The sequence below is a fragment of the Oceanobacter sp. ABM4_470 genome, from assembly GCF_056158645.1.
Genome location: NZ_JBSWTR010000001.1, coordinates 435,840 through 454,358, shown reverse-complemented (window position 1 = coordinate 454,358; position 18,519 = coordinate 435,840). Strand labels below are relative to the sequence as shown.

The 18,519-nt window shown below is 57.2% G+C and carries 20 protein-coding genes; 12 read left to right on the top strand and 8 right to left on the bottom strand.

The features are described from left to right. Positions 1-108: 108 nt before the first annotated feature. Both ACXADJ_RS02020 and ACXADJ_RS02015 read left to right on the top strand, forming a co-directional pair. Entirely contained in the window at positions 109-1,656 is a 1,548-nt protein-coding gene (locus ACXADJ_RS02020) for an alkaline phosphatase (protein ID WP_475062510.1), read from the top strand. Position 1,657: 1 nt separating this feature from the next. Further along, the gene (locus ACXADJ_RS02015) at positions 1,658-3,232 is read left to right on the top strand and encodes an alkaline phosphatase (protein WP_475062508.1); all 1,575 of its coding nucleotides are present in this window, start codon (positions 1,658-1,660) and stop codon (positions 3,230-3,232) included. Positions 3,233-3,335: 103 nt separating this feature from the next. Here ACXADJ_RS02015 and ACXADJ_RS02010 read toward each other — a convergent pair whose 3' ends face one another. Further along, positions 3,336-4,460: a hypothetical protein gene (locus ACXADJ_RS02010; RefSeq protein ID WP_475062506.1), complete on the bottom strand. Its 1,125-nt coding sequence runs from the start codon at positions 4,458-4,460 to the stop codon at positions 3,336-3,338. Between the two features lie 21 nt (positions 4,461-4,481). Between ACXADJ_RS02010 and ACXADJ_RS02005 the strand changes: the two genes are divergently transcribed. Further along, positions 4,482-4,763, top strand: coding sequence for a hypothetical protein (locus ACXADJ_RS02005; RefSeq protein WP_475062503.1), 282 nt, complete (start codon positions 4,482-4,484; stop codon positions 4,761-4,763). 35 nt (positions 4,764-4,798) lie between these two features. Here the strand turns inward: ACXADJ_RS02005 and ACXADJ_RS02000 are convergent, their stop codons facing one another. Further along, positions 4,799-5,242, bottom strand: a complete 444-nt coding sequence (locus ACXADJ_RS02000) for a YchJ family protein (RefSeq protein WP_475062500.1) — start codon at positions 5,240-5,242, stop codon at positions 4,799-4,801. After that, positions 5,239-6,261, bottom strand: a complete 1,023-nt coding sequence (locus ACXADJ_RS01995; RefSeq protein WP_475062497.1) for a DUF3549 family protein — start codon at positions 6,259-6,261, stop codon at positions 5,239-5,241. Before ACXADJ_RS01995 ends, ACXADJ_RS02000 begins: the two co-directional genes overlap by 4 nt. 135 nt (positions 6,262-6,396) lie before the next feature. Here ACXADJ_RS01995 and ACXADJ_RS01990 point away from each other — a divergent pair, with 135 nt between their 5' ends. Then, entirely contained in the window at positions 6,397-6,663 is a 267-nt protein-coding gene (locus ACXADJ_RS01990; RefSeq protein WP_028293394.1) for a hypothetical protein, read from the top strand. Here ACXADJ_RS01990 and ACXADJ_RS01985 read toward each other — a convergent pair whose 3' ends face one another. Then, a complete protein-coding gene (locus tag ACXADJ_RS01985; RefSeq protein WP_475062495.1) occupies positions 6,664-7,644 on the bottom strand; it encodes a GGDEF domain-containing protein in 981 nt (326 codons plus the stop codon). Further along, positions 7,628-8,680, bottom strand: coding sequence for a GGDEF domain-containing protein (locus ACXADJ_RS01980; protein ID WP_475062492.1), 1,053 nt, complete (start codon positions 8,678-8,680; stop codon positions 7,628-7,630). Before ACXADJ_RS01980 ends, ACXADJ_RS01985 begins: the two co-directional genes overlap by 17 nt. 87 nt (positions 8,681-8,767) lie before the next feature. On the opposite strand from ACXADJ_RS01980, the gene ACXADJ_RS01975 reads away from it, so the two are divergent. Genes ACXADJ_RS01975 through ACXADJ_RS01940 form a run of 8 tightly spaced genes read left to right on the top strand, consistent with a single transcriptional unit; the run spans position 8,768 to position 16,289 of the window. Then, positions 8,768-10,024 (top strand): glutamate-5-semialdehyde dehydrogenase, encoded by a 1,257-nt coding sequence (locus ACXADJ_RS01975; protein ID WP_475062490.1) that lies wholly within the window; start codon positions 8,768-8,770, stop codon positions 10,022-10,024. Beyond that, the gene (gene nadD, locus ACXADJ_RS01970) at positions 10,024-10,671 is read left to right on the top strand and encodes a nicotinate-nucleotide adenylyltransferase (protein ID WP_475062488.1); all 648 of its coding nucleotides are present in this window, start codon (positions 10,024-10,026) and stop codon (positions 10,669-10,671) included. Before ACXADJ_RS01975 ends, nadD begins: the two co-directional genes overlap by 1 nt. Before the next feature lie 7 nt (positions 10,672-10,678). Further along, positions 10,679-11,032 (top strand): ribosome silencing factor, encoded by a 354-nt coding sequence (gene rsfS / locus ACXADJ_RS01965; RefSeq protein WP_028293389.1) that lies wholly within the window; start codon positions 10,679-10,681, stop codon positions 11,030-11,032. After that, positions 11,029-11,496 carry a 23S rRNA (pseudouridine(1915)-N(3))-methyltransferase RlmH gene (gene rlmH, locus ACXADJ_RS01960; RefSeq protein ID WP_475062485.1) on the top strand — a complete coding sequence of 156 codons (468 nt, stop codon included), beginning with the start codon at positions 11,029-11,031 and terminating at the stop codon, positions 11,494-11,496. The genes rsfS and rlmH overlap by 4 nt, the downstream gene beginning before the upstream one ends. A gap of 7 nt (positions 11,497-11,503) precedes the next feature. Next, a complete protein-coding gene (gene mrdA / locus ACXADJ_RS01955) occupies positions 11,504-13,360 on the top strand; it encodes a penicillin-binding protein 2 (RefSeq protein WP_475062483.1) in 1,857 nt (618 codons plus the stop codon). Next, complete coding sequence (gene rodA / locus ACXADJ_RS01950) at positions 13,357-14,499, top strand: rod shape-determining protein RodA (RefSeq protein WP_051219157.1); 1,143 nt, start codon at positions 13,357-13,359, stop codon at positions 14,497-14,499. Before mrdA ends, rodA begins: the two co-directional genes overlap by 4 nt. A gap of 27 nt (positions 14,500-14,526) precedes the next feature. Beyond that, on the top strand, positions 14,527-15,504 hold the full coding sequence (gene mltB / locus ACXADJ_RS01945; protein WP_475062479.1) for a lytic murein transglycosylase B: 978 nt from the start codon (positions 14,527-14,529) through the stop codon (positions 15,502-15,504). Continuing rightward, positions 15,501-16,289 (top strand): septal ring lytic transglycosylase RlpA family protein, encoded by a 789-nt coding sequence (locus tag ACXADJ_RS01940; protein ID WP_475062477.1) that lies wholly within the window; start codon positions 15,501-15,503, stop codon positions 16,287-16,289. Before mltB ends, ACXADJ_RS01940 begins: the two co-directional genes overlap by 4 nt. 148 nt (positions 16,290-16,437) lie before the next feature. Here ACXADJ_RS01940 and ccoM read toward each other — a convergent pair whose 3' ends face one another. The 3 genes from ccoM to ACXADJ_RS01925 form a co-directional block, all read right to left on the bottom strand. After that, on the bottom strand, positions 16,438-16,557 hold the full coding sequence (gene ccoM, locus ACXADJ_RS01935) for a cytochrome c oxidase subunit CcoM (RefSeq protein ID WP_281168016.1): 120 nt from the start codon (positions 16,555-16,557) through the stop codon (positions 16,438-16,440). Between the two features lie 408 nt (positions 16,558-16,965). Then, entirely contained in the window at positions 16,966-17,271 is a 306-nt protein-coding gene (locus ACXADJ_RS01930) for a hypothetical protein (protein WP_475062475.1), read from the bottom strand. Positions 17,272-17,311: 40 nt separating this feature from the next. Continuing rightward, the gene (locus ACXADJ_RS01925; RefSeq protein WP_475062472.1) at positions 17,312-18,472 is read right to left on the bottom strand and encodes a glycosyltransferase family 4 protein; all 1,161 of its coding nucleotides are present in this window, start codon (positions 18,470-18,472) and stop codon (positions 17,312-17,314) included. Positions 18,473-18,519: the final 47 nt, after the last annotated feature.

Genomic DNA, 18,519 nt, shown 5'->3' with positions numbered 1-18,519 from the left:
CAGAAAGACCCGCAGTCACACAACTGTCACGGGATACGGCTGATTGCTCAACCTAGACTCGCCCCAATTACAACCTTGAACCTGAACCCAAATAGGACCGGAAGTTCCATGCAACGATTTGTCATCCGTAACCTTCGCCGGCTGATCGCAGGCTCATTGGCAGCAGGTAGTCTGATTACTCTGCCTGCCCATGCCGTTGGCGGCTACGCCACCCCGGATTATCAGCAAGGTGAAGCCTGGCTGGCCAATCGACTCGCCATGCCAGCCCCGGCTACCCGCGCCCGCAACCTGATTCTGTTTCTTGGCGACGGCATGAGCGTCACCACACTGACGGCAGCGCGGATTCTTGAAGGCCAACAGCAAGGCATGTCCGGCGAAGAAAACTTTCTGTCGTTTGAGCGTTTCCCTTATTCAGCACTGGTCAAAACCTACAACACCAACCAGCAAACGCCCGACTCCGCTGGCACCATGAGCGCCATCGTCACCGGCGTTAAAACCCGCGCGGGCATGCTCAGCATAGGCCCCGAACAACTGCGCGCCAGCTGCGATGGCCAACAAGCCCACGAGCTGACCACCCTATTGGAATACGCCAGCCAACAGGGCATGGCCACCGGGGTAGTTACCAGTGCCCGACTGACCCACGCCACGCCTGCGGCCACCTATGCCCACACCTCAGAACGCGACTGGGAAGCCAACAGCGACCTCTCAGAAGAAGCCCTGGCCAATGGTTGTGAAGACATTGCCAGCCAGCTGATCAGCCGTGGTTTCGCCCACGGCCTCGACCTCGCCCTCGGTGGTGGTCGCCGTAATTTTGTGCTGGAGGCCACTGGTGGCGTGCGCACCGATCAGGATTTAACCAGCCAATTCACCCGGCAGTATCCCGATGGCCAATATCTGGCGAGCCGAAATGACCTGTTCCATATGTCCGCCCGAACCCCGATTCTGGGCCTGTTCGCCGACAGCCACATGGCTTATGAGAACGACCGTGATGACAGCCAGCCGTCGCTGCAGGAAATGACCTTTGCAGCGTTGCAGGTATTACAGCAACAGACTCGCGGCAGTGATCAGGGCTATGTGCTGATTATTGAAGGCGCACGGATTGACCACGCCCACCACGCCGGCAATGCCTATCGTGCCCTGACCGACGCCATTGAAATGGCCAGGGCGGTCGACTTTGCCGACCGCATGACCAACGACGCTGACACACTGATTGTGGTGACCGCCGACCACAGCCATACCTTGTCGTTTGCGGGCTACCCCGACCGTGGCAACAACATTCTCGGGTTAGCGAAGTACAAGGGCGTCAGCACCAAAGCCGACGACGGCGCCCCTTACACCACCCTGGGTTACGCCAACGGCATGGGGGCCAGCACCTTGCCGCCACAACAAACCACCACAGATACGCCGCGCCAGCTGGGAAGAATCCCCTGGCACAACGACATTAACTGCAGCCATCCAAACTTCTACCAGGCAGCACTGGGTCAACGCAGCAGCGAAACCCACGGCAGCGACGATGTTGCCCTGCACGCCAAAGGGCCAGGCAGCCAATGGTTCCGTGGCCTGCTGGAACAAAACACCATTTTTCATCTGACCAGCCGCGCGCTGAACCTGACCACTCAAATGCCGGTAGCGGCCCAGTCCGGGGAGAACCTGTAACATGACGTATTTATTCCCCCACTCATTGCGTCGCCCTCAGGGTCAGAGAAACAGCACCCTGACGGCGGCACTGATGGCCTGCACCGTTGCCCTGCTAAGCGGCTGTGCCTCCACAGGACCGGATCAAGGCTCAGCGCAGCGCACTGACAACACGCCATTAATGTCCGGGCTCACCCAGGTTGCCAGCCCAACCAGCACCGGAGAGTGGTATCACAATGGCCAGCAACAGGCCGACCGTCGCCAGCAGCAGGCCGCCAACACAGGCATGGCCAAAAATGTTGTACTGGTGATCGGCGACGGCATGGGGATCACATCTCTGACGTCAGGTCGAATCTACAGCGGCCAACAGCTCGGACTGGATGGCGAGGAATACCACCTGAGCTTTGAAAGCCTGCCTTACTCGGCGTTGGTCAAAACCTACAACACCGACCTGCAAACCCCGGATTCCGCCGGCACCATGACCGCCATTATGACTGGCACCAAAACCCGCGCCGGCGTCATCGCGATCAATGCCGACGCCGAGCGCAGCAACTGCGTCAGTAGCCGCGGCACCGAGCTGCACACCCTGTTCAACGACGCCCGACAGGCAGGCAAAGCCACCGGCGTGGTCACCACTACCCGCCTGACCCATGCCACCCCGGCGGTCACTTATGCGCACAGCCCGGAACGCAACTGGGAAGCCGATAGCCTGCTACCGGAAGACGCCATCGCCAATGGCTGTCGGGACATTGCCGCGCAGCTGATCAGCAGCGACCTCGACATCGCGCTGGGTGGCGGCCTTGGCATGTTTGTGCCGGAAGCCGATGGCGGCGTTCGCGCCGACGGTCGCCACCTTGCCAACGAGTGGCAACAGCAGGCGGACCATCATTACGTAAGCACCCGCCAACAACTTCTGGAGGCCGACCTGAGTGACGGCGAATGGCTCGGGCTGTTTGCCGAATCGCACCTGCCCTACGTTGAAGAACGGGACGATAGCGTGCCGAGCCTGACCGACATGACCAAGGCCGCGGTAAAGCGTCTTTCGAACAACCCGCAAGGGTTCAGCCTGGTGATCGAGGCAGGCCGTATTGACCACGCCCACCACGCTGGCAATGGTTATCGCGCCCTGAAAGAAACCGAAGAGCTGCACCAGACGGTCGACTGGCTGATCAACAACCTGGACCTCAGCAACACCCTGCTACTGGTCACCGCGGATCACAGCCATACCCTCACGTTGGCGGGTTACCCGACCCGGGGCAACCCCATTAACGGGGTGGTGAAAACCAACAACGAACACGGTCAACCACTGTCAGAGCCGAGCCGACTGGAAGATGGCCAGACCTACACCTCGATGAACTACCGCAACGGCCCAGGTGCTGTCAGTGTGCCGCGGCCGGACATCACCGAGCAGGAAGCCCTGTCGAAAGATTACCTGCAACAGGCGTTAGTGCCGCTGGAGTCTGAAACCCATGGCGGTGAAGACGTTGCCGTGTATGCCGTTGGCCCATTCGCACACCTGCTAGGTGGCACCATGGAGCAACACTGGATTTACCACCTGATGCGTTACGCCATCACCGCTGAAGCACCAGAGAACTGATAGAACAAAGCCCTCACAGAAAGGGCTCCAATTGGCACTTCGCGCCAGCCCGGTCATACCGCGCTGGCGTTTTTTATGGCAGAGAGATTATTAGAGGATCAGATCAATCCAAAACATCGGGTGGTCGCAGTGAGAAACTGCGGCCCGGATGCAAGGAAATATAAGAGGTAGCCGCCGTCTGGCGGAAGCTTTGGCGCAACCGAAAATCCGGATCAACGCGCCGAATACAAAGCGTCAACCGCACCGTCAGCCAACGGTAGTCATCCTGATTAGCGGCATGAATAATGACCGACGCGCCGTTTTCAACCACGGCTTCACACACTGGCTGTAGTTCGGTTTGGATAGTAGCCCGACGCTCGCCAATGGCATCCTGAGGCAAGGTAAAACGCGCAAAAGCCGGTGAATTATCCTGCTTGCGGTTGCGAAACTGGCGATGAATGCCATCGTCCAGCAGGGCCAGATCGACCAGTTCCAGATCAGGCGCAAACGTATCGGCACTCTCTTGCCTGTCGACGAGTGCTTCAGACGCTTGAGAAGAGATCGGAGGGGAGATCAGAGGAGAAATAACAGCGGGCATCGGCAAACCGTCTTCAGCCAACATCGCACTCTCAGTCGCACGACGTTCAGGCAAACCTGCGCCAAGCGCCAGACTTGTCGTTACAGCAGGCTCGGCTGCGCCTGCATAGTCGGCCCACTGCGTCCGCTGATCCACCCGTCGTTGAAGCTCCGCAAGGCCGGGCTGCAATGGTGTCATTTGCCATACCTGATCCAGAATCTGCTGCACCTGACGTTGCTGACCGGCATCAAACGCCTGTTCGGCAGCAGCCATGGAACGCCCTGCCCACTGATACGCCAGCGGCAGTATGCTCCAGTCTTCAGGCCAACGCTGGCGGACCTCCTGCATGGCGTACAACAGTCGGCTACGATCCGTATCAGATAGTTCAGGCGCACTTAAACGCTGGCGAATCGCCGCCAGAGCAGCGGTCAGCTCGGGAGCCAGCTCTTGACGGGGCACTTTATCTTCACTGCTTTCGCTCTCTGTTTCCGACGCAAAGGCCGCCTCTGAGACAACCACAACGTTCGACACGGCCGAACCGGCATGCTCGTCCGCGGCATGCAACAGAGGTGCTATCATGGCCAGCAGCACACCCCACAAAAACATGACCCACAACAACATGGCCCACGAAGTAACCAGCCCCAGTGGAGCCATCCGGATACAAGACGTCATAAAAGAGGAAAGATTGATCCCATGTTACTGCGTATTGGCACCATCGCGTTTACCTTGCCAGTCGTGCTGCTACTGATTGTTTACAGTATCGACCTTAATCACATCACCGACTGCGAGCAAATGGGGCTAACCTATTCCCCCGCCAGCGGCCAGTGTGAATCTGGCGACATACAACTAACCAGCTATTACAGCCGCCACACTCTGTTGATTAACCTGTCGATGCTGGTGGCCACAGTGGGAACATTTGCCATGATCTGGGGAATGGTTCTGAAAGGGATGACCCGTTCCCAGGACACTCACTGAGCTTTTGCACTCTAGACTATTCCCAGCAGAGCCACTCAGGCACAGCACTTTTTGAACTTGGCGCCAGAACCGCACGGACAGACATCGTTGCGCCCGGGTTGCAGCCTGAGCCACTGCGGCTGGCCATCCAGGTACTTCCAGCCGTCCGCTTGCTTCACAAACCGAGACTGCTCAATCAGCTGGTGCCAGCCATCTTCCGCCTGAAAAGTCGCCGCGAAGGTCACCTGGCCTTCATCACCAGACTCCGATGCCTGCTGAACCTGCAATTGAGTCCAGCGCGTGCCCGCTTCGGTGAACGGGCCTTGCGGACAGGTATCCGGGTGCCAGCTCTGCTGAATGTAGTCATCCAGCCCCAGCGCGAATGCACTGAAGCGTGAACGCATCAAAGCCTCTGGCGATTCCGCCGGCGTACCATTGTGTAACCGCTGACAGCAAGCCGCGTAGCCTTGTTGGCTACCGCAAGGACACAACACTGTCATTGCATTTGCCCGCGCACAGCACCCAGCAATCGGGTCACCGCCTGATCCAGTTTTGAACTCTGCTTGCCTGACGTGAACACCGACATCATGCGGTCACGCATGCCAGGCAGGCTCATCATGTCGGCCACCAGCGCGTTGAATACGTCGTCGCCACCGGCGTTGGAAGCCAGCACTTCGAGAAAGTCGAGCAACAGATCACCGCTCAAATCAGCCCAACAACGGCTGGAAATCGCCGCCAGCACTTCCACCTGCACCGCTTGCGGATGGCGCAAGATTGCCGCCAGCAACAAATGCCGTTGCTCCAGATTCTGGCTGTGCGACAGCGCCCGCGCGAAGGCCGCCAGGTCATTGGCCGTAGCTCCGGCCTTGATCACCGCCGCCAAACGATCATTCACCGCCGTCGTCACATCCTGAGCCGCAGCAATGTTCTCCATAAAGCCCAGCACCACGTTTAATGGCACGGTCGGCAGGTATGGAATGGCACGGGCAAGCAATGCTTCGTTGTTGTCCTTGTCGTGATTAGCAACCACTTCAGCCAGACCTTGCAGGCCCAGCTGCTGCCAGTTTTCCCAGCCTATATCACCCGCCAGGTAAGCCCGTGTGGTGTCGTAGAAGCGGCTGCTCTCAGCACCCAATTGGCGCCCGGCCAAAGCGTGGAAAAACGCCATCCGGTTGCCATCCGGTTTGAAGCTAAACGGTGCCTCACCTTCGCCCTTGTCGGCTTCCGGGCTGGCCATACGCTGGGCAATGTAGCGAACAAAGCCATCACGGGCCTGAGCGTCCAGCAAGCCTTGCTCATCAAGAGGCAGTTTCAAAAACCAGATGGCGTGTTGGCCCGGTTCGTTCGGGTGCCAGCTCAGCAAGCCCAACCATGCGTGCTTCAAATAAGGCGACGGGTACGGGCGCTTTTGCTGCTCGATATCGTCGAACAGTCCCGCATCCAATGACTGGATACGACGACCCATATCGAAAATACACAAGTTGGCGCCACGCTGGCGAACCAGTTCTGAAATGGTCACAGAAAGCCTCGTCAAACCCTGAATGGAAAGCGGCGCAGTGTAGCAGATGCGATAGCCACTGACTGCACCGTGCATTTCAACCGGCCGGGCTGCGGGTTACCATGGCCGCCCCAAGAGGATTTTCTGGAGCAAGATATGATCGTCAGTATTGCCGCACTGTTGGCCGGTTTTCTGCTGGGAGGCGCGTTGGTGAGCTTCTGGCTGAGTCAGAAATGGAAACAACAAGTGGCAGCGGCCGAACAAAGCCTGAAAGAAATCGCCGAGCAACACAAAGCCGAGCAACAGCAAAGCAAGGAGTTGCAACAACAGGTAGCTGACCTCACCTGGCAACTGAACGAAGCCAACAAAACCAACCGCTACCTGCAAAGTCGTCTGGACGGTAACGCCCAAAACGACAACTGATCAGAATGCCGCCGATTGCAACGACGCCCGTTTTTGCTTGGCCATTCGGGTGATCAGTCGGCGCGCCAGATCGGCCGACTTTTCGCCCGGATTGCTGGTCACTGTCGCGGTCATCAACGACAACTCGCCAATGCCTGGCCATTCAGTTTCGCCCAGATGACGCCGAATCCGCTCCATCAGCACAATCGCGCCGTCTTCGGGACAATCCGGCAACATCAGCACAAACAGGTCGTCTCGCTGGCGAAATACTTCGTCACCGGCACGCACATCATCTTGCAAAGCTCTGACAAACGCGGGCCACAACCGCGAGAACAGCCGCACATTGGTCTGACTCTTGAGCTGCTCGTAATCGTCAACCTGAAAGCCAATCAGCGACAGCTGCTTGCCGTTGTAACCGCTGCGCAAGAGCTCCTGCTGTACCATCGGTTCCAACTGCCGCTCGGTATAAGCCAGCGATTCCCAATCCTTCAACGCCAGCGCATTGAGAGACGCATCCCGCATTCGCACCATCACTGCATAACACGCCACCGAACCGGTAATCATGGCGTACTGAGCGGTGCCTTGTAATGCCAGCAAAGGGTCAACCGACAGCAGCCCTATCAGCAAGACCAGAGCGCACAAACCGGCCGCAAACACATGGGCGACTTTTTCTCGCAAGCAAAAATACCCCACCAACGGCGGCATCAGAATCTGGTGCCACACCAACTGCGGATACTGTGGCAACAAGCACAAGGCACCGGCGGCACAGATCACCAACGCAGGCAGCACCACGGAATCGTTGTGGGATTTATGCTTACGCCACCACAGCAGCAGCGCCGCCAGCAACAGCACCGGTATCAACACCATTTGCCACAACACCTTGTCGTAGCGACCCAGCATAAAGTCCTCGAAGGTGTTCCAGCTGTACACCAGCACCATGAATACCAACACACTGCAACGCAGCAACGGCTGCTGGCGGTGTCGTTCAGCGACTGAAATCATTCACCGCCTCCTCAATCCGAGCCAACAGTGATTCCTGATCGTCATCCGGCTGGTAATGCAAGGCCACCATCGGCAGCTCGTCCGGATTGCCCAGTACCGGCGCCATGCGGGTTTCGATCATTTGCATATCGAGGCTTTTGCCATGAGGCATCAGCACCACAAAATCTTCGGAATCCAGCTTGTAGACCTTGTGAAACGGCAGCGCGTACTGACGCAGGGCATCAGCAATATCACAAAGGTGCTGCTCCAATACTTCCCGCCCCTGGGTTTTCCACGGCTGCGGAATCACCACCACCGCCAGCAGCAGACGGCTGGTTTGACGGTCGGCACGAGGAATTTCCTTGGCCAGATCCTCAATCAACTGACGCTCGGTGTAAGCCCCGGTTTGCGGGTCCTGACCCAGTTGCGCCAGCATGTGTGCTTCGCCCCGGTCGTTGAGCCAGCCAAAACACAGCGCAGTTGCAGCACTGACCAGATAAGTCGTCAGAATCTGACCTCGAGCGCCCAGATCCCCCATCAGCACCAACACCGAAAACAGCGCCGAAAACACCGCAATGGCCATCGCCGCATGCGCCCAGCGCACAGCAAACACCAAATAGAAAGGCAGCCAATAGGCAGCATGAACCCCTAACAGGTCTTCCATAACGCCAGATATGGTCCAACCCGCCAGCGCAATCACCACCAGCCATTCCGGCCAACTGCTGTCGAACGGGCGGTCGCGCCATAAAAGAAAACCGCCATAGGCGGCCAGCAACGCTGCCAGCCCACCAAGACTGATGGAGTCCAGCGTGCTGGTTTGCAGATAGTCGACCAGCGCCAGCACCGACAGCGCTGCGGCCATTAATAAACAGTAGGTTGCCACCAGCCGGATCGACTGATGCCTGAGAAAATAGGGATTATGCTTGCCTGTGAGCATACGCTCGCTGTCCTTGGTTACCCGTTTGATCGCCCGTTCTATTAACAGACAACGGCCGGATCTGATGTTGAATTCCACCTTCGGGGTGGCCTGAAATCCGCCGCGGATTTGCACGTGCACTGCGCGTTACCTGTCGCCGCCCCTCATGTATACTAGTCCACTTTTGTATCCGCGACTCAACGCGATTTTGACCGATCAGGTGTAATAATGGATGTAAGCCAATACATGCTGGAGCTGGGCCAACAGGCTCGCGAAGCCGCCACCAAGATTGCCCGTGCTTCCACCAGCAACAAGAACAAGGCACTGCTGGCCATTGCCAACAACATTCGTGAACAACGCGAAGCCTTGCGTCAGGCCAATGTTGAAGACCTCGAAAACGGCCGCCAGAAAGGGCTCGACGCCGCTTTGCTGGACCGTCTGGAACTGACCGACCCGCGCATCGACACCATGATCGAAGGTCTGGAACAGGTCGCATCCCTGCCCGACCCGATTGGCGAAATCACCGACCTGAAATACCGCCCAAGCGGCATTCAGGTCGGCAAAATGCGCGTGCCACTGGGCGTTATCGGCATCATTTATGAAAGCCGCCCCAACGTCACCATCGAAGCCGCCAGCCTGTGTCTGAAGTCCGGCAATGCCACCATTTTGCGTGGCGGCTCCGAGTCCATCGCCAGCAACCGCTTCCTGGCGGGTTGCATCAGCGCCGGTCTGAAAGCCGCCGGTTTGCCGGAAACCACCGTACAGGTGGTTGCAACCACCGACCGCGCTGCCGTTGGTGAGCTGATCACCATGCCGGACTACGTCGACGTAATCGTACCCCGTGGCGGCAAAGGCCTGATTGAGCGCATCAGCAACGATGCCCGCGTGCCGGTCATCAAGCATCTGGATGGCATTTGCCACGTGTTTATCGACGCCGCCGCCGACAAGGCCAAGGCGATGAACATCGCTATTAATGCCAAGACCCATCGCTACGGTACCTGCAACACCATGGAAACCCTGCTGGTGCACCAGCAAGTGGCGGCCGACATCCTGCCGGAACTGGCCGATGCCTACAGTGGCCTGGGTGTGGAACTGCGCGGGTGCGAACAATCCCGCGCCATCGTTTCCAGCATGAAGGTTGCCACCGACGAAGACTGGGACACCGAATACCTGGCGCCGATTCTGGCGGTAAAAGTGGTGGCCGATATCGACGAAGCCATTCGTCATATCAACCGTCATGGCTCCCACCACACCGACGCCATCATCACCGAAAACTACAGCCTGACCCGTCGTTTCCTGACCGAAGTCGATTCCGCTTCCGTCATGATCAACGCCTCGACTCGCTTTGCCGACGGCTTTGAATACGGTCTGGGCGCTGAAATTGGCATTTCCACCGACAAGATCCACGCCCGGGGCCCGGTGGGTCTGGATGGCCTGACCTCACAAAAATACGTGGTCTTCGGCAACGGGGAAGTGCGCAAATAATGACGGCTGCAAGCGCGCCGTCGGCCCATTGGGCCATTCTCGGCGGCACTTTCGACCCGGTGCACGTTGGTCACCTGCGTATTGCCCTGCAACTGCGTGACGCCGGTTTCGACAAGGTGTTGCTGATGCCCAACCGCATTCCGCCGCACCGTCCAAGCCCGCAAGCCAGCAGCGAACAGCGGCTGGCCATGTTGCAGTTGGCCACCGCCGGACTCGATGGCATCGACGTCAGCGATATCGAACTGCAACGCCCCGAATGCAGCTACAGCGCCATTACGCTGGAAGTGCTGCGTCAGGAACATCCGGGAGTCTCTTTTACCTGGGCGATGGGCACCGACGCCTGGTTCAGCTTCGACCGCTGGCACCGTTGCGACGACATTCTCAAGATGGCCAACCTGCTGGTCATCAGCCGCCCTGGCGACAGCCAGCCGCTGGCGCCATGGCAATCCCAGCAATGGCATAAACGCCGTGCCACTCTGGAGGAATTATTAGCCTCCGACCACGGCTCCATTTGCCAACAAACACTGCCGGGACTCGACATTTCTGCCACAGGCTTGCGAAAAGCCCTGTCAAAAGGCGACAATGTTCGGTTCCTCACTCCAGACTCCGTGCTGGAGTACCTTACTCAACAACAACTTTATCGATAAACAACGAATGCAAACCGAACAAATCAAAGATCTGGTTATTGACGCGCTGGATGATATGAAGGCCAAAGATATCACCGTTCTGGACGTACGCGGTCGTACCTCCGTGACCGACTGGATGGTGATCGCCACGGGTACTTCCAGCCGCCACGTCAGCGCCGTTGCCGGTAACGTTGAAGAAAAAACCAAGGATGCCGGCCTGCGTCCAAACGGCACCGAAGGCCGCTCCTCTTCCGATTGGGTACTGATCGACCTGATCGACGTGGTGGTCCACGTCATGACCGATCAGGCTCGTCAGTTCTACGACCTGGAACGCCTCTGGGGTGAACCTGCCGACGCCGGCAAGGGAACCGCTCAGGAATGAAAATCCGCCTGCTGGCGGTAGGCCAGAAGATGCCCTCCTGGGTAACCGAAGGCTATCAGGAATACGCCAAGCGGTTACCGGCAGACTGCGCGTTGGAACTGGTGGAAATTGCACCAGGCCACCGCAGCAAGAGCAGCAGCAAGGAAAAAGCCATGCAGCAAGAGGCTGACGCCCTGCGTAAAGCCTTGAGACCGCAGGAACTTCTGCTGGCGCTTGATGTTAAAGGAAAGCCCTGGTCTACCGAACAGCTCGCCGATGAACTGAAACAATGGCGAATGGACGGTCACGACGTCGCCCTGATCGTCGGCGGACCAGACGGCATTCACCCGGAACTGCTGCAAATGGCACGCAAACGTTGGTCGCTATCCAGCCTGACGTTGCCGCACCCACTGGTGCGGGTGGTTGTAGCAGAACAGATATATCGTGCATGGACCCTGCTACAGGGTCATCCGTACCACAAATGAGGCAAGCATGTGGGAGCAATCCTTTCGCGACAAATCGGCTGAAATCAGGCTGTTTCGCTCCCGCGCCATCATTCTCGCAATCGTTATCACCCTGATGCTGGCGGGTCTGGGATGGCGAATGGCGCATCTGCAGATCACCCTCTACGACAAGTATCAGAACCTGTCGGAAAACAATCGCATCAAAATTCAGCCTCTGGCACCCAAACGAGGCCTGATTTACGACCGCAACGGCGAACTGTTGGCCGAAAATGTGCCAACCTACAGCGTCACACTGGTGCCGGAGAAAGTCCCCGACATCGAAGAAACGCTGAACTTCCTTGATGACCTGATTGGTGTCAGCGAGCGCGACCGCGAGCAATTTGAGCGGCGCCGTGAATTGCGCCGACGCCCTTACGACCCGGTGGTGGTGCGCCACAAGCTGACCGAGGACGAAATCGCCAAGGTCATGGTTAACCGCAACTACCTGCCAGGCGTCGACGTTGAAGCACAGCTGGTGCGTCACTACCCGCAAGGGGAAACCTTCGCCCATGTGCTGGGTTATGTTGGCCGTATCAACCAGCGCGAACAAAACCAGCTGGATGCAGACCCGGATACCGAACGCCGCTACAGCGCCAGCCGTTATATTGGCAAGCTGGGTGTCGAGAAGCACTACGAAAGCGACCTCCACGGTGAACCCGGCTATCAGAAAGTCGAAACCAATGCCCGTGGCCGCATCACCCGCGTACTGGAGCAGGTTGATCCCACCCCGGGAGAGGACATCACCCTGCACCTGGACGCCCGCATGCAGCGTCTGGCCAGTCAGTTGATGGAGGGGCGCCGTGGTGCTGTGGTGGCCATTGAAGTGAAAACCGGCGGTATTCTGACCATGTACAGCAACCCCGGCTTTGATCCCAACCTGTTTGTCACCGGCATATCGCACAAGGATTACAACGCCCTGCGCGACAACCCCGACCTACCGCTATTCGACCGCTCGATTCGGGGCCGATACCCACCAGCCTCCACGCTCAAGCCATTCCTCGGCCTCGGCGTTGTCGACATGGGCGTTGCCAGCTGGAGCCAGACCATCAACGACTACGGCTCCTTCCAGCTGCCTAATAGCGAACGAGTGTACCGGGACTGGAAGCGTCAAGGCCATGGCAAGGTAGATCTGAAGCGCGCCATCGTTGAATCCTGCGACGTCTATTTCTACGACATGGCCGTGAAGATGGGCATCGACCGGATTCATCCGTTCCTGCAAGGTTTCGGCTTTGGCCAACGTACCGCGCTCGATGTCGACAACACCTATTCAGGCCTGCTGCCGGGACGAGAGTGGAAACAGGCAACTCGTCGTTCGCACTGGTACGCCGGAGACACCGTCAACCTCGGCATCGGTCAGGGCTATATGCAGGCCACACCACTACAGCTGGCCACCGCCACTGCCGTGATGGCAAACCGTGGCAAGTGGGTCGCCCCGCGCCTGATGCTAAGCCACAGTGGCGATACTACCATCGACGAAAGCACAACCCCGCCAGATGTGGTGCTGAACAACGAGAAAAACTGGGATCGTATGTTCAACGCCATGCAAAACGTTGTCGAAGGCACCCACGGCACCGCCCGTGCGCTGCTGCGCAAACTGGAACACCCGATTGCGGGTAAAACCGGTACCGCACAGGTGGTGGGTATTGCCCAGGATGCCGAGTACGACTCCGAAGCCCTGCGCGAGCGTCTGCGTGACCACGCCTTGTTTGTGGCCTTCTCTCCGGTCGACGACCCACAAATTGCGGTCGCAGTGATCGTTGAAAACGGCGAATCCGCAGGCCGTACATCAGCGCCGATTTCTCAGGCACTGATTAACTTGTACCTTGGTGGAGGCGAAGGCGAGTGAAGTCATCGGATTTTTCACGCACTCTGGAAACCGGCTCACTGGCGGGTTACAAACGCGGCCGTGCAGCATTGGCGCACGTCCACCTCGACCTGATTCTGTTACTGCTGCTGGTGCTACTGGGTGCCACCGGCTTGCTGATTCTGTACAGCGGCAGCGGCCAAAGCAGCTCCATGGTGATTCGTCAGGCCATTCACTTTGGCATCGGCACCGTGGGCATGATCATCGCCGCCCAGTTTCCACCCCGCTTTTACCAGCTGGTTGCTCCATGGGCCTATCTGATTGCGCTGGCGGCTTTGGCCGGTGTGTTGGTGGCCGGTGTTGGCGCCAAAGGAGCACAGCGCTGGCTGGCACTGCCGGGACTGCCCCGCTTTCAGCCCTCCGAATTGGTGAAGCTGATTTTGCCTTTAACGGTAGCCTGGTACATGGCCCGTCGGCCGATTCCACCGACCATCCTGGACTTGCTGAAAGCCGCGGTGATCATCTTTGTGCCCACCGTGATGATTCTCAAACAGCCCGACCTCGGTACCTCATTGCTGATTTCAGCCTCCGGTTTGCTGGTGCTGTTTTTTGCTGGCATGTCGTGGAAACTGATTGGCACTCTGGTGGCTCTAGTAGCCGCCAGCGCACCGGCCATGTGGTTCTTTGTGATGCACGGATACCAGAAGCAGCGGGTGCTGACATTCCTGAATCCGGAAAGTGATCCGCTGGGCGCTGGCTGGAACATCATCCAGTCGAAAACCGCCATTGGTTCCGGCGGCATCGAAGGCAAAGGATTCCTGCAGGGCACCCAGTCACAGCTGGAATTCCTGCCCGAAAGCCACACCGACTTCATCATTGCGGTACTGGCTGAAGAACTCGGCCTGATTGGCGTTTGCCTGCTGCTGGCGCTGTATTTCCTGATCATTGTGCGCTGCCTGATTCTCAGCAGCCGCTGCGAAACATTGTTCGGGCGCTTGCTGGCCGGTAGTCTGTCGGTCACCTTCTTCATCTATGTGTTTGTAAATATCGGCATGGTGAGCGGAATTTTGCCGGTCGTGGGTGTCCCACTACCATTGGTAAGTTATGGCGGCACCTCGGTGGTCAGTTTGCTGGCCGCCTTTGGATTGATCATGTCCATGGCAACCCACCGCAAGCGTTAAAACAACAAAGCGTCACAGGGATTCAATATGAAGACTTTGCAGAAAATGGTTATGGGAATGGGTTTGGCAGCCAGCGTCATCGGTGTATCCGCTGCCAACGCAGGTTACGACACCCATCCGAAGTTCGAGCAGTTTGCGGACGAACTGGAAAAGGAATATCAGGTGCCGCGCGAAGAAGCGCGCCAATGGCTGTCACAGTCGAAAAAGCAGCAATCGGTATTGGATGCCATTTCCCGTCCGGCTGAAAAAACCATGGAATGGGATCGCTATCAGGACATCTTCCTGACCGAGAAACGCATCCAGCAAGGCAAGGAGTTCATGGTCAAATACCAGGACTTGCTGGCTGGTGCGCAAGAAAAATACGGTGTGCCACCGCACATTATCTCCGCCATCATTGGCGTTGAAACCTACTACGGCCAGCGTCAAGGCAACTACCGGGTGCTGGATTCACTGGCAACGCTGGCGTTCGATTACCCCAAGCGTCCGATCTTCTGGCGCGAGCTGAAAGCCTTCTTTGCCGTTGCCGAAACCGAAGGCATGGACCCGGCCACCATGAAAGGCTCCTACGCAGGCGCCATGGGCTATGGCCAGTTTATTCCGACCAGCTTCCTTGCCTACGCCGTGGATGGCGATGGCGATGGCAAACGTGACCTGTGGGGCAATCCGGCAGACGCCATCTACAGTGTTGCCAACTACTTCAACCGTCACGGCTGGAAAAGTGGCGAGGACGTGATTCAGCGGGTTCATGTTTCCGGTGACCAATACGAAGACGCCGTCAACGACAGCCTCAAGCCGAAGTGGACCGTGGCCCAACTGAAAGCCAAAGGGGTGACACCAACAGAAGCCGTTGAAGATGATGCCGATGCCAGCCTGGTCAAACTGATTGGCAAAAACGGTGCTGAATTCTGGCTCGGTGAATACAACTACTATGTGATTACTCGCTACAACCACAGCCGCCTGTACGCCATGGCGGTTTATCAGTTGAGTGAGGCACTGCGATCGTGAAACTCTGGTTCACCGTCCTACTGCTGCTGGCACTGAGTGCCTGCAGCAGTCGCTATCAGCACAAGAACGACTTTACCCCGCCTGAACACCCCGACCCCACCAGTGTTGCAGAACCCACACCCAAACAGGAGCCAATGGCGGTAATGGGCAATGGCCCTACCTATAAGGTACTGGGCAAGCAATATACCGTGATGGACAACCCGACGGTGTTTAACCAGAGCGGCATCGCCTCCTGGTACGGCATGAAGTTTCATGGTCACGCAACGTCCAGTGGCGAAATCTACGACGTGTATCAATACACCGCAGCCCATAAAACGCTGCCGCTGCCAAGTTATGTCCGGGTGACCCGCACAGACAATGGCAAAAGCGTCGTTGTGCGCGTTAACGACCGAGGCCCGTTTCACGAAGGCCGGGTCATTGACCTGTCTTACATCGCCGCCATGAAAATCGGTCTCGACAAGGACGGTACTGCACCGGTCAAGGTTGAGCTACTGATGCCACCCGGCAATGAAAAGGTGCGTTGGGTACAGGTTTACGCGCTGTCGGATAAGGCACGCGCCAGCCAACAGGTGGCCGACTTGCAGCAATCACTGAAACCTCTGGCCTGGCCAGTTGAGCTGCACTCGGAAATGCAAAACCAGAAAATGCTGCACAAGGTACGCATTGGCCCGGTGCCGGATGGCACAGACCTGCAGCAGGTGCTGCAACGGTTGCGGGAAATGGGCATCAACAAGCCAGTAATTCTGGCCAGCCATCAGCTGGATGGCTCGAAAGTGCTCAAGTAGAGAATTCCAAACCGGCCTCACGATAGCCCCCGCCGCTATCAGACCTTACCGGAGTGCCTGTAAAACACAAAAAAAGGGCCATGACCAAACTGGTCAGGCCCGTGGCAAGGGTACTCAGCGCAGAAAACAGGTTGGCAAGAACAGCGGCTTATTCGCCTGTGCCGTGCTTGCGGATATCCTTACGAACGGCCATATAAACACCGCCAAAAAAGGCGCAGGTAAGGCCGACAATGATCAATCCGGAAAGAACGACTTCATCCATAAACATAGTGGGTTACCTCTCGTCTTTTGTTGTTTGAGGGTGTTGGCCGTGTCAATGAATTAACAATAGCAGCGCACGAGCGGTTGCCATTGACGTATATCAAACGGATTCTGGCGCTGAAACGAATTGGCGAAGCTCTGTTGATACACATCAAAAGAGTGTGATGAGTGAACGATCGACGGGTTCCAGCAAGAGAAACTGGCCCGGTTTTATCAGGTGATGATGGGCCAGGACGGCCGCACCACGCCCGCACTGTGACGGTTTACACAAGTACGGTGTGATGGCCTACACGAACTGTCTGTGACAATTGGTACAAAAGCGACTTTATAGTTATCAGACTCGTCATTTGCACCAAAACACGACAGATTGTCTGCTAACGGTATTTACTGCACCACAAAACGACAACGATTGTCGTTAACCACTAACGATACGACCACGGTATACACGGGTCGATGGCCCAATACGCTCACGGTCGTCGATCATGACAGTCGCACCGCGATAGGTTTTGGTACCGGTTGGCACCTGCCCTGTGGGTTCGGTCGTCGGCAAAAATTCTTCCACCAGAGCCAGTAAATCCTCACTAACCCCGCTTCTTACCAGTGTTCTCAGGTCCTGCTCGAGCGTTGGCGAGTCATAATGAATGACGCAATTTTGTTCTTCTTTTGCCAACTTTTTGATTTTTTGCAGCAGCGCGATGCTGGTACGGTTGAACTCAAACATGGTGTTCCCCCCTTGGAATACATCCAGAGAGTTGCAACCCTCATACCATTCTGCGACGAATCAACCGATTCTGTTCATCGCAGCGTTCGAGCTGGCGTTCAATGTGACCCACAAACTCAGCCGCGATGCATTCCCAACTGATCGCCTCTGCGGTAGTACGTGCCCGATGACCGGCCTTGACCAGATCAGAATCGAGCATTCGCTGGCTGGCTTCAATAAAACCGGATTCATCATCAGGTGCTGCCAGTTCGCCATCTTTGCCGGACGTCACGTGCATATGAGCGGCGGCCATATCAAAGGCAACAACCGGCAAGCCACTGGCCATGGCTTCAAGGGTCACCAACCCAAAGGTTTCAGTCAGGCTCGGAAACACAAACAGATCAGCAGACGCATAATGCCGAGCCAGTGCCTCACCGGTTTGCACCCCTGCCAGAATCACTTGCGGATATTGCTGCTGAACTTCGGCTTTGAGCGGCCCATCTCCAACCATCACCAACGTCAGATTGGGCTGGCTTTGCTTCAACGCGCTCCAGGTCTTTAACACCAGTGGAATGTTCTTTTCAGCGGCAATCCGGCCAACGTACAGCATTACCTTGCCATCTCCTCCACCCAACCACTGCTGACGCAGAGCCGGGCTGCGACGGCGCGGATGAAACAGCGTGCAATCCACCCCATGAGGCAGAACGTCCACATTATTGAAACGCGACTGCCGCAGAAAACGGGCGACTTCTTCTGACGGCACCAGTGTCCCGGCCGTACGATTATGGAAACGCCGCAGCCAATTCAGCGTCAGGGTCTTGATCCAGCCCATGCCGTAGTAGCTGCTGTAACGATGGAAATTGGTGTGAAAGGCGCTCAATACCGGAATATTGCGCTGACGAGCCAGTTTCAGGGCCGAATTACCCAAAGGGCCTTCCGTAGCAATGAACACGAATTCCGGCTGAAAACGCTCCCAGGCATCTCTGATGGTATTGGGGGCAGGCAAACCGATTTGCAGGTCGGGGTACATGGGAATGGTGACACCGCGACACCACACTTCCTCGATTTCGGGCTTCCAGTCAGAACGTGGACGGGTCCGGATTAACTGAATATGAAACCGCTCAGGGTCCAGTGCACTGATTAATTGGCGCAAGGAGTTGGCCACACCGTTCACATCGGGAACGTAGGTTTCAGTGATGATGCTGATACGAAGCTGGGACATGCCGGTAACGCTCTGACCAAATCAGCAGAGTGTGCCTGCATGGGAAT

Bases quoted from the DNA above. Each gene is read 5' to 3' on its own strand.
- ACXADJ_RS02020 (WP_475062510.1), top strand. From the start codon at position 109: ATGCAACGATTTGTCATCCGTAACCTTCGCCGGCTGATCGCAGGCTCA.
- ACXADJ_RS02015 (WP_475062508.1), top strand. From the start codon at position 1,658: ATGACGTATTTATTCCCCCACTCATTGCGTCGCCCTCAGGGTCAGAGA.
- ACXADJ_RS02010 (WP_475062506.1), bottom strand. From the start codon at position 4,460: ATGACGTCTTGTATCCGGATGGCTCCACTGGGGCTGGTTACTTCGTGG.
- ACXADJ_RS02005 (WP_475062503.1), top strand. From the start codon at position 4,482: ATGTTACTGCGTATTGGCACCATCGCGTTTACCTTGCCAGTCGTGCTG.
- ACXADJ_RS02000 (WP_475062500.1), bottom strand. From the start codon at position 5,242: ATGACAGTGTTGTGTCCTTGCGGTAGCCAACAAGGCTACGCGGCTTGC.
- ACXADJ_RS01990 (WP_028293394.1), top strand. From the start codon at position 6,397: ATGATCGTCAGTATTGCCGCACTGTTGGCCGGTTTTCTGCTGGGAGGC.
- ACXADJ_RS01985 (WP_475062495.1), bottom strand. From the start codon at position 7,644: ATGATTTCAGTCGCTGAACGACACCGCCAGCAGCCGTTGCTGCGTTGC.
- ACXADJ_RS01975 (WP_475062490.1), top strand. From the start codon at position 8,768: ATGGATGTAAGCCAATACATGCTGGAGCTGGGCCAACAGGCTCGCGAA.
- nadD (WP_475062488.1), top strand. From the start codon at position 10,024: ATGACGGCTGCAAGCGCGCCGTCGGCCCATTGGGCCATTCTCGGCGGC.
- rsfS (WP_028293389.1), top strand. From the start codon at position 10,679: ATGCAAACCGAACAAATCAAAGATCTGGTTATTGACGCGCTGGATGAT.
- rlmH (WP_475062485.1), top strand. From the start codon at position 11,029: ATGAAAATCCGCCTGCTGGCGGTAGGCCAGAAGATGCCCTCCTGGGTA.
- mrdA (WP_475062483.1), top strand. From the start codon at position 11,504: ATGTGGGAGCAATCCTTTCGCGACAAATCGGCTGAAATCAGGCTGTTT.
- mltB (WP_475062479.1), top strand. From the start codon at position 14,527: ATGAAGACTTTGCAGAAAATGGTTATGGGAATGGGTTTGGCAGCCAGC.
- ccoM (WP_281168016.1), bottom strand. From the start codon at position 16,557: ATGTTTATGGATGAAGTCGTTCTTTCCGGATTGATCATTGTCGGCCTT.
- ACXADJ_RS01930 (WP_475062475.1), bottom strand. From the start codon at position 17,271: ATGTTTGAGTTCAACCGTACCAGCATCGCGCTGCTGCAAAAAATCAAA.
- ACXADJ_RS01925 (WP_475062472.1), bottom strand. From the start codon at position 18,472: ATGTCCCAGCTTCGTATCAGCATCATCACTGAAACCTACGTTCCCGAT.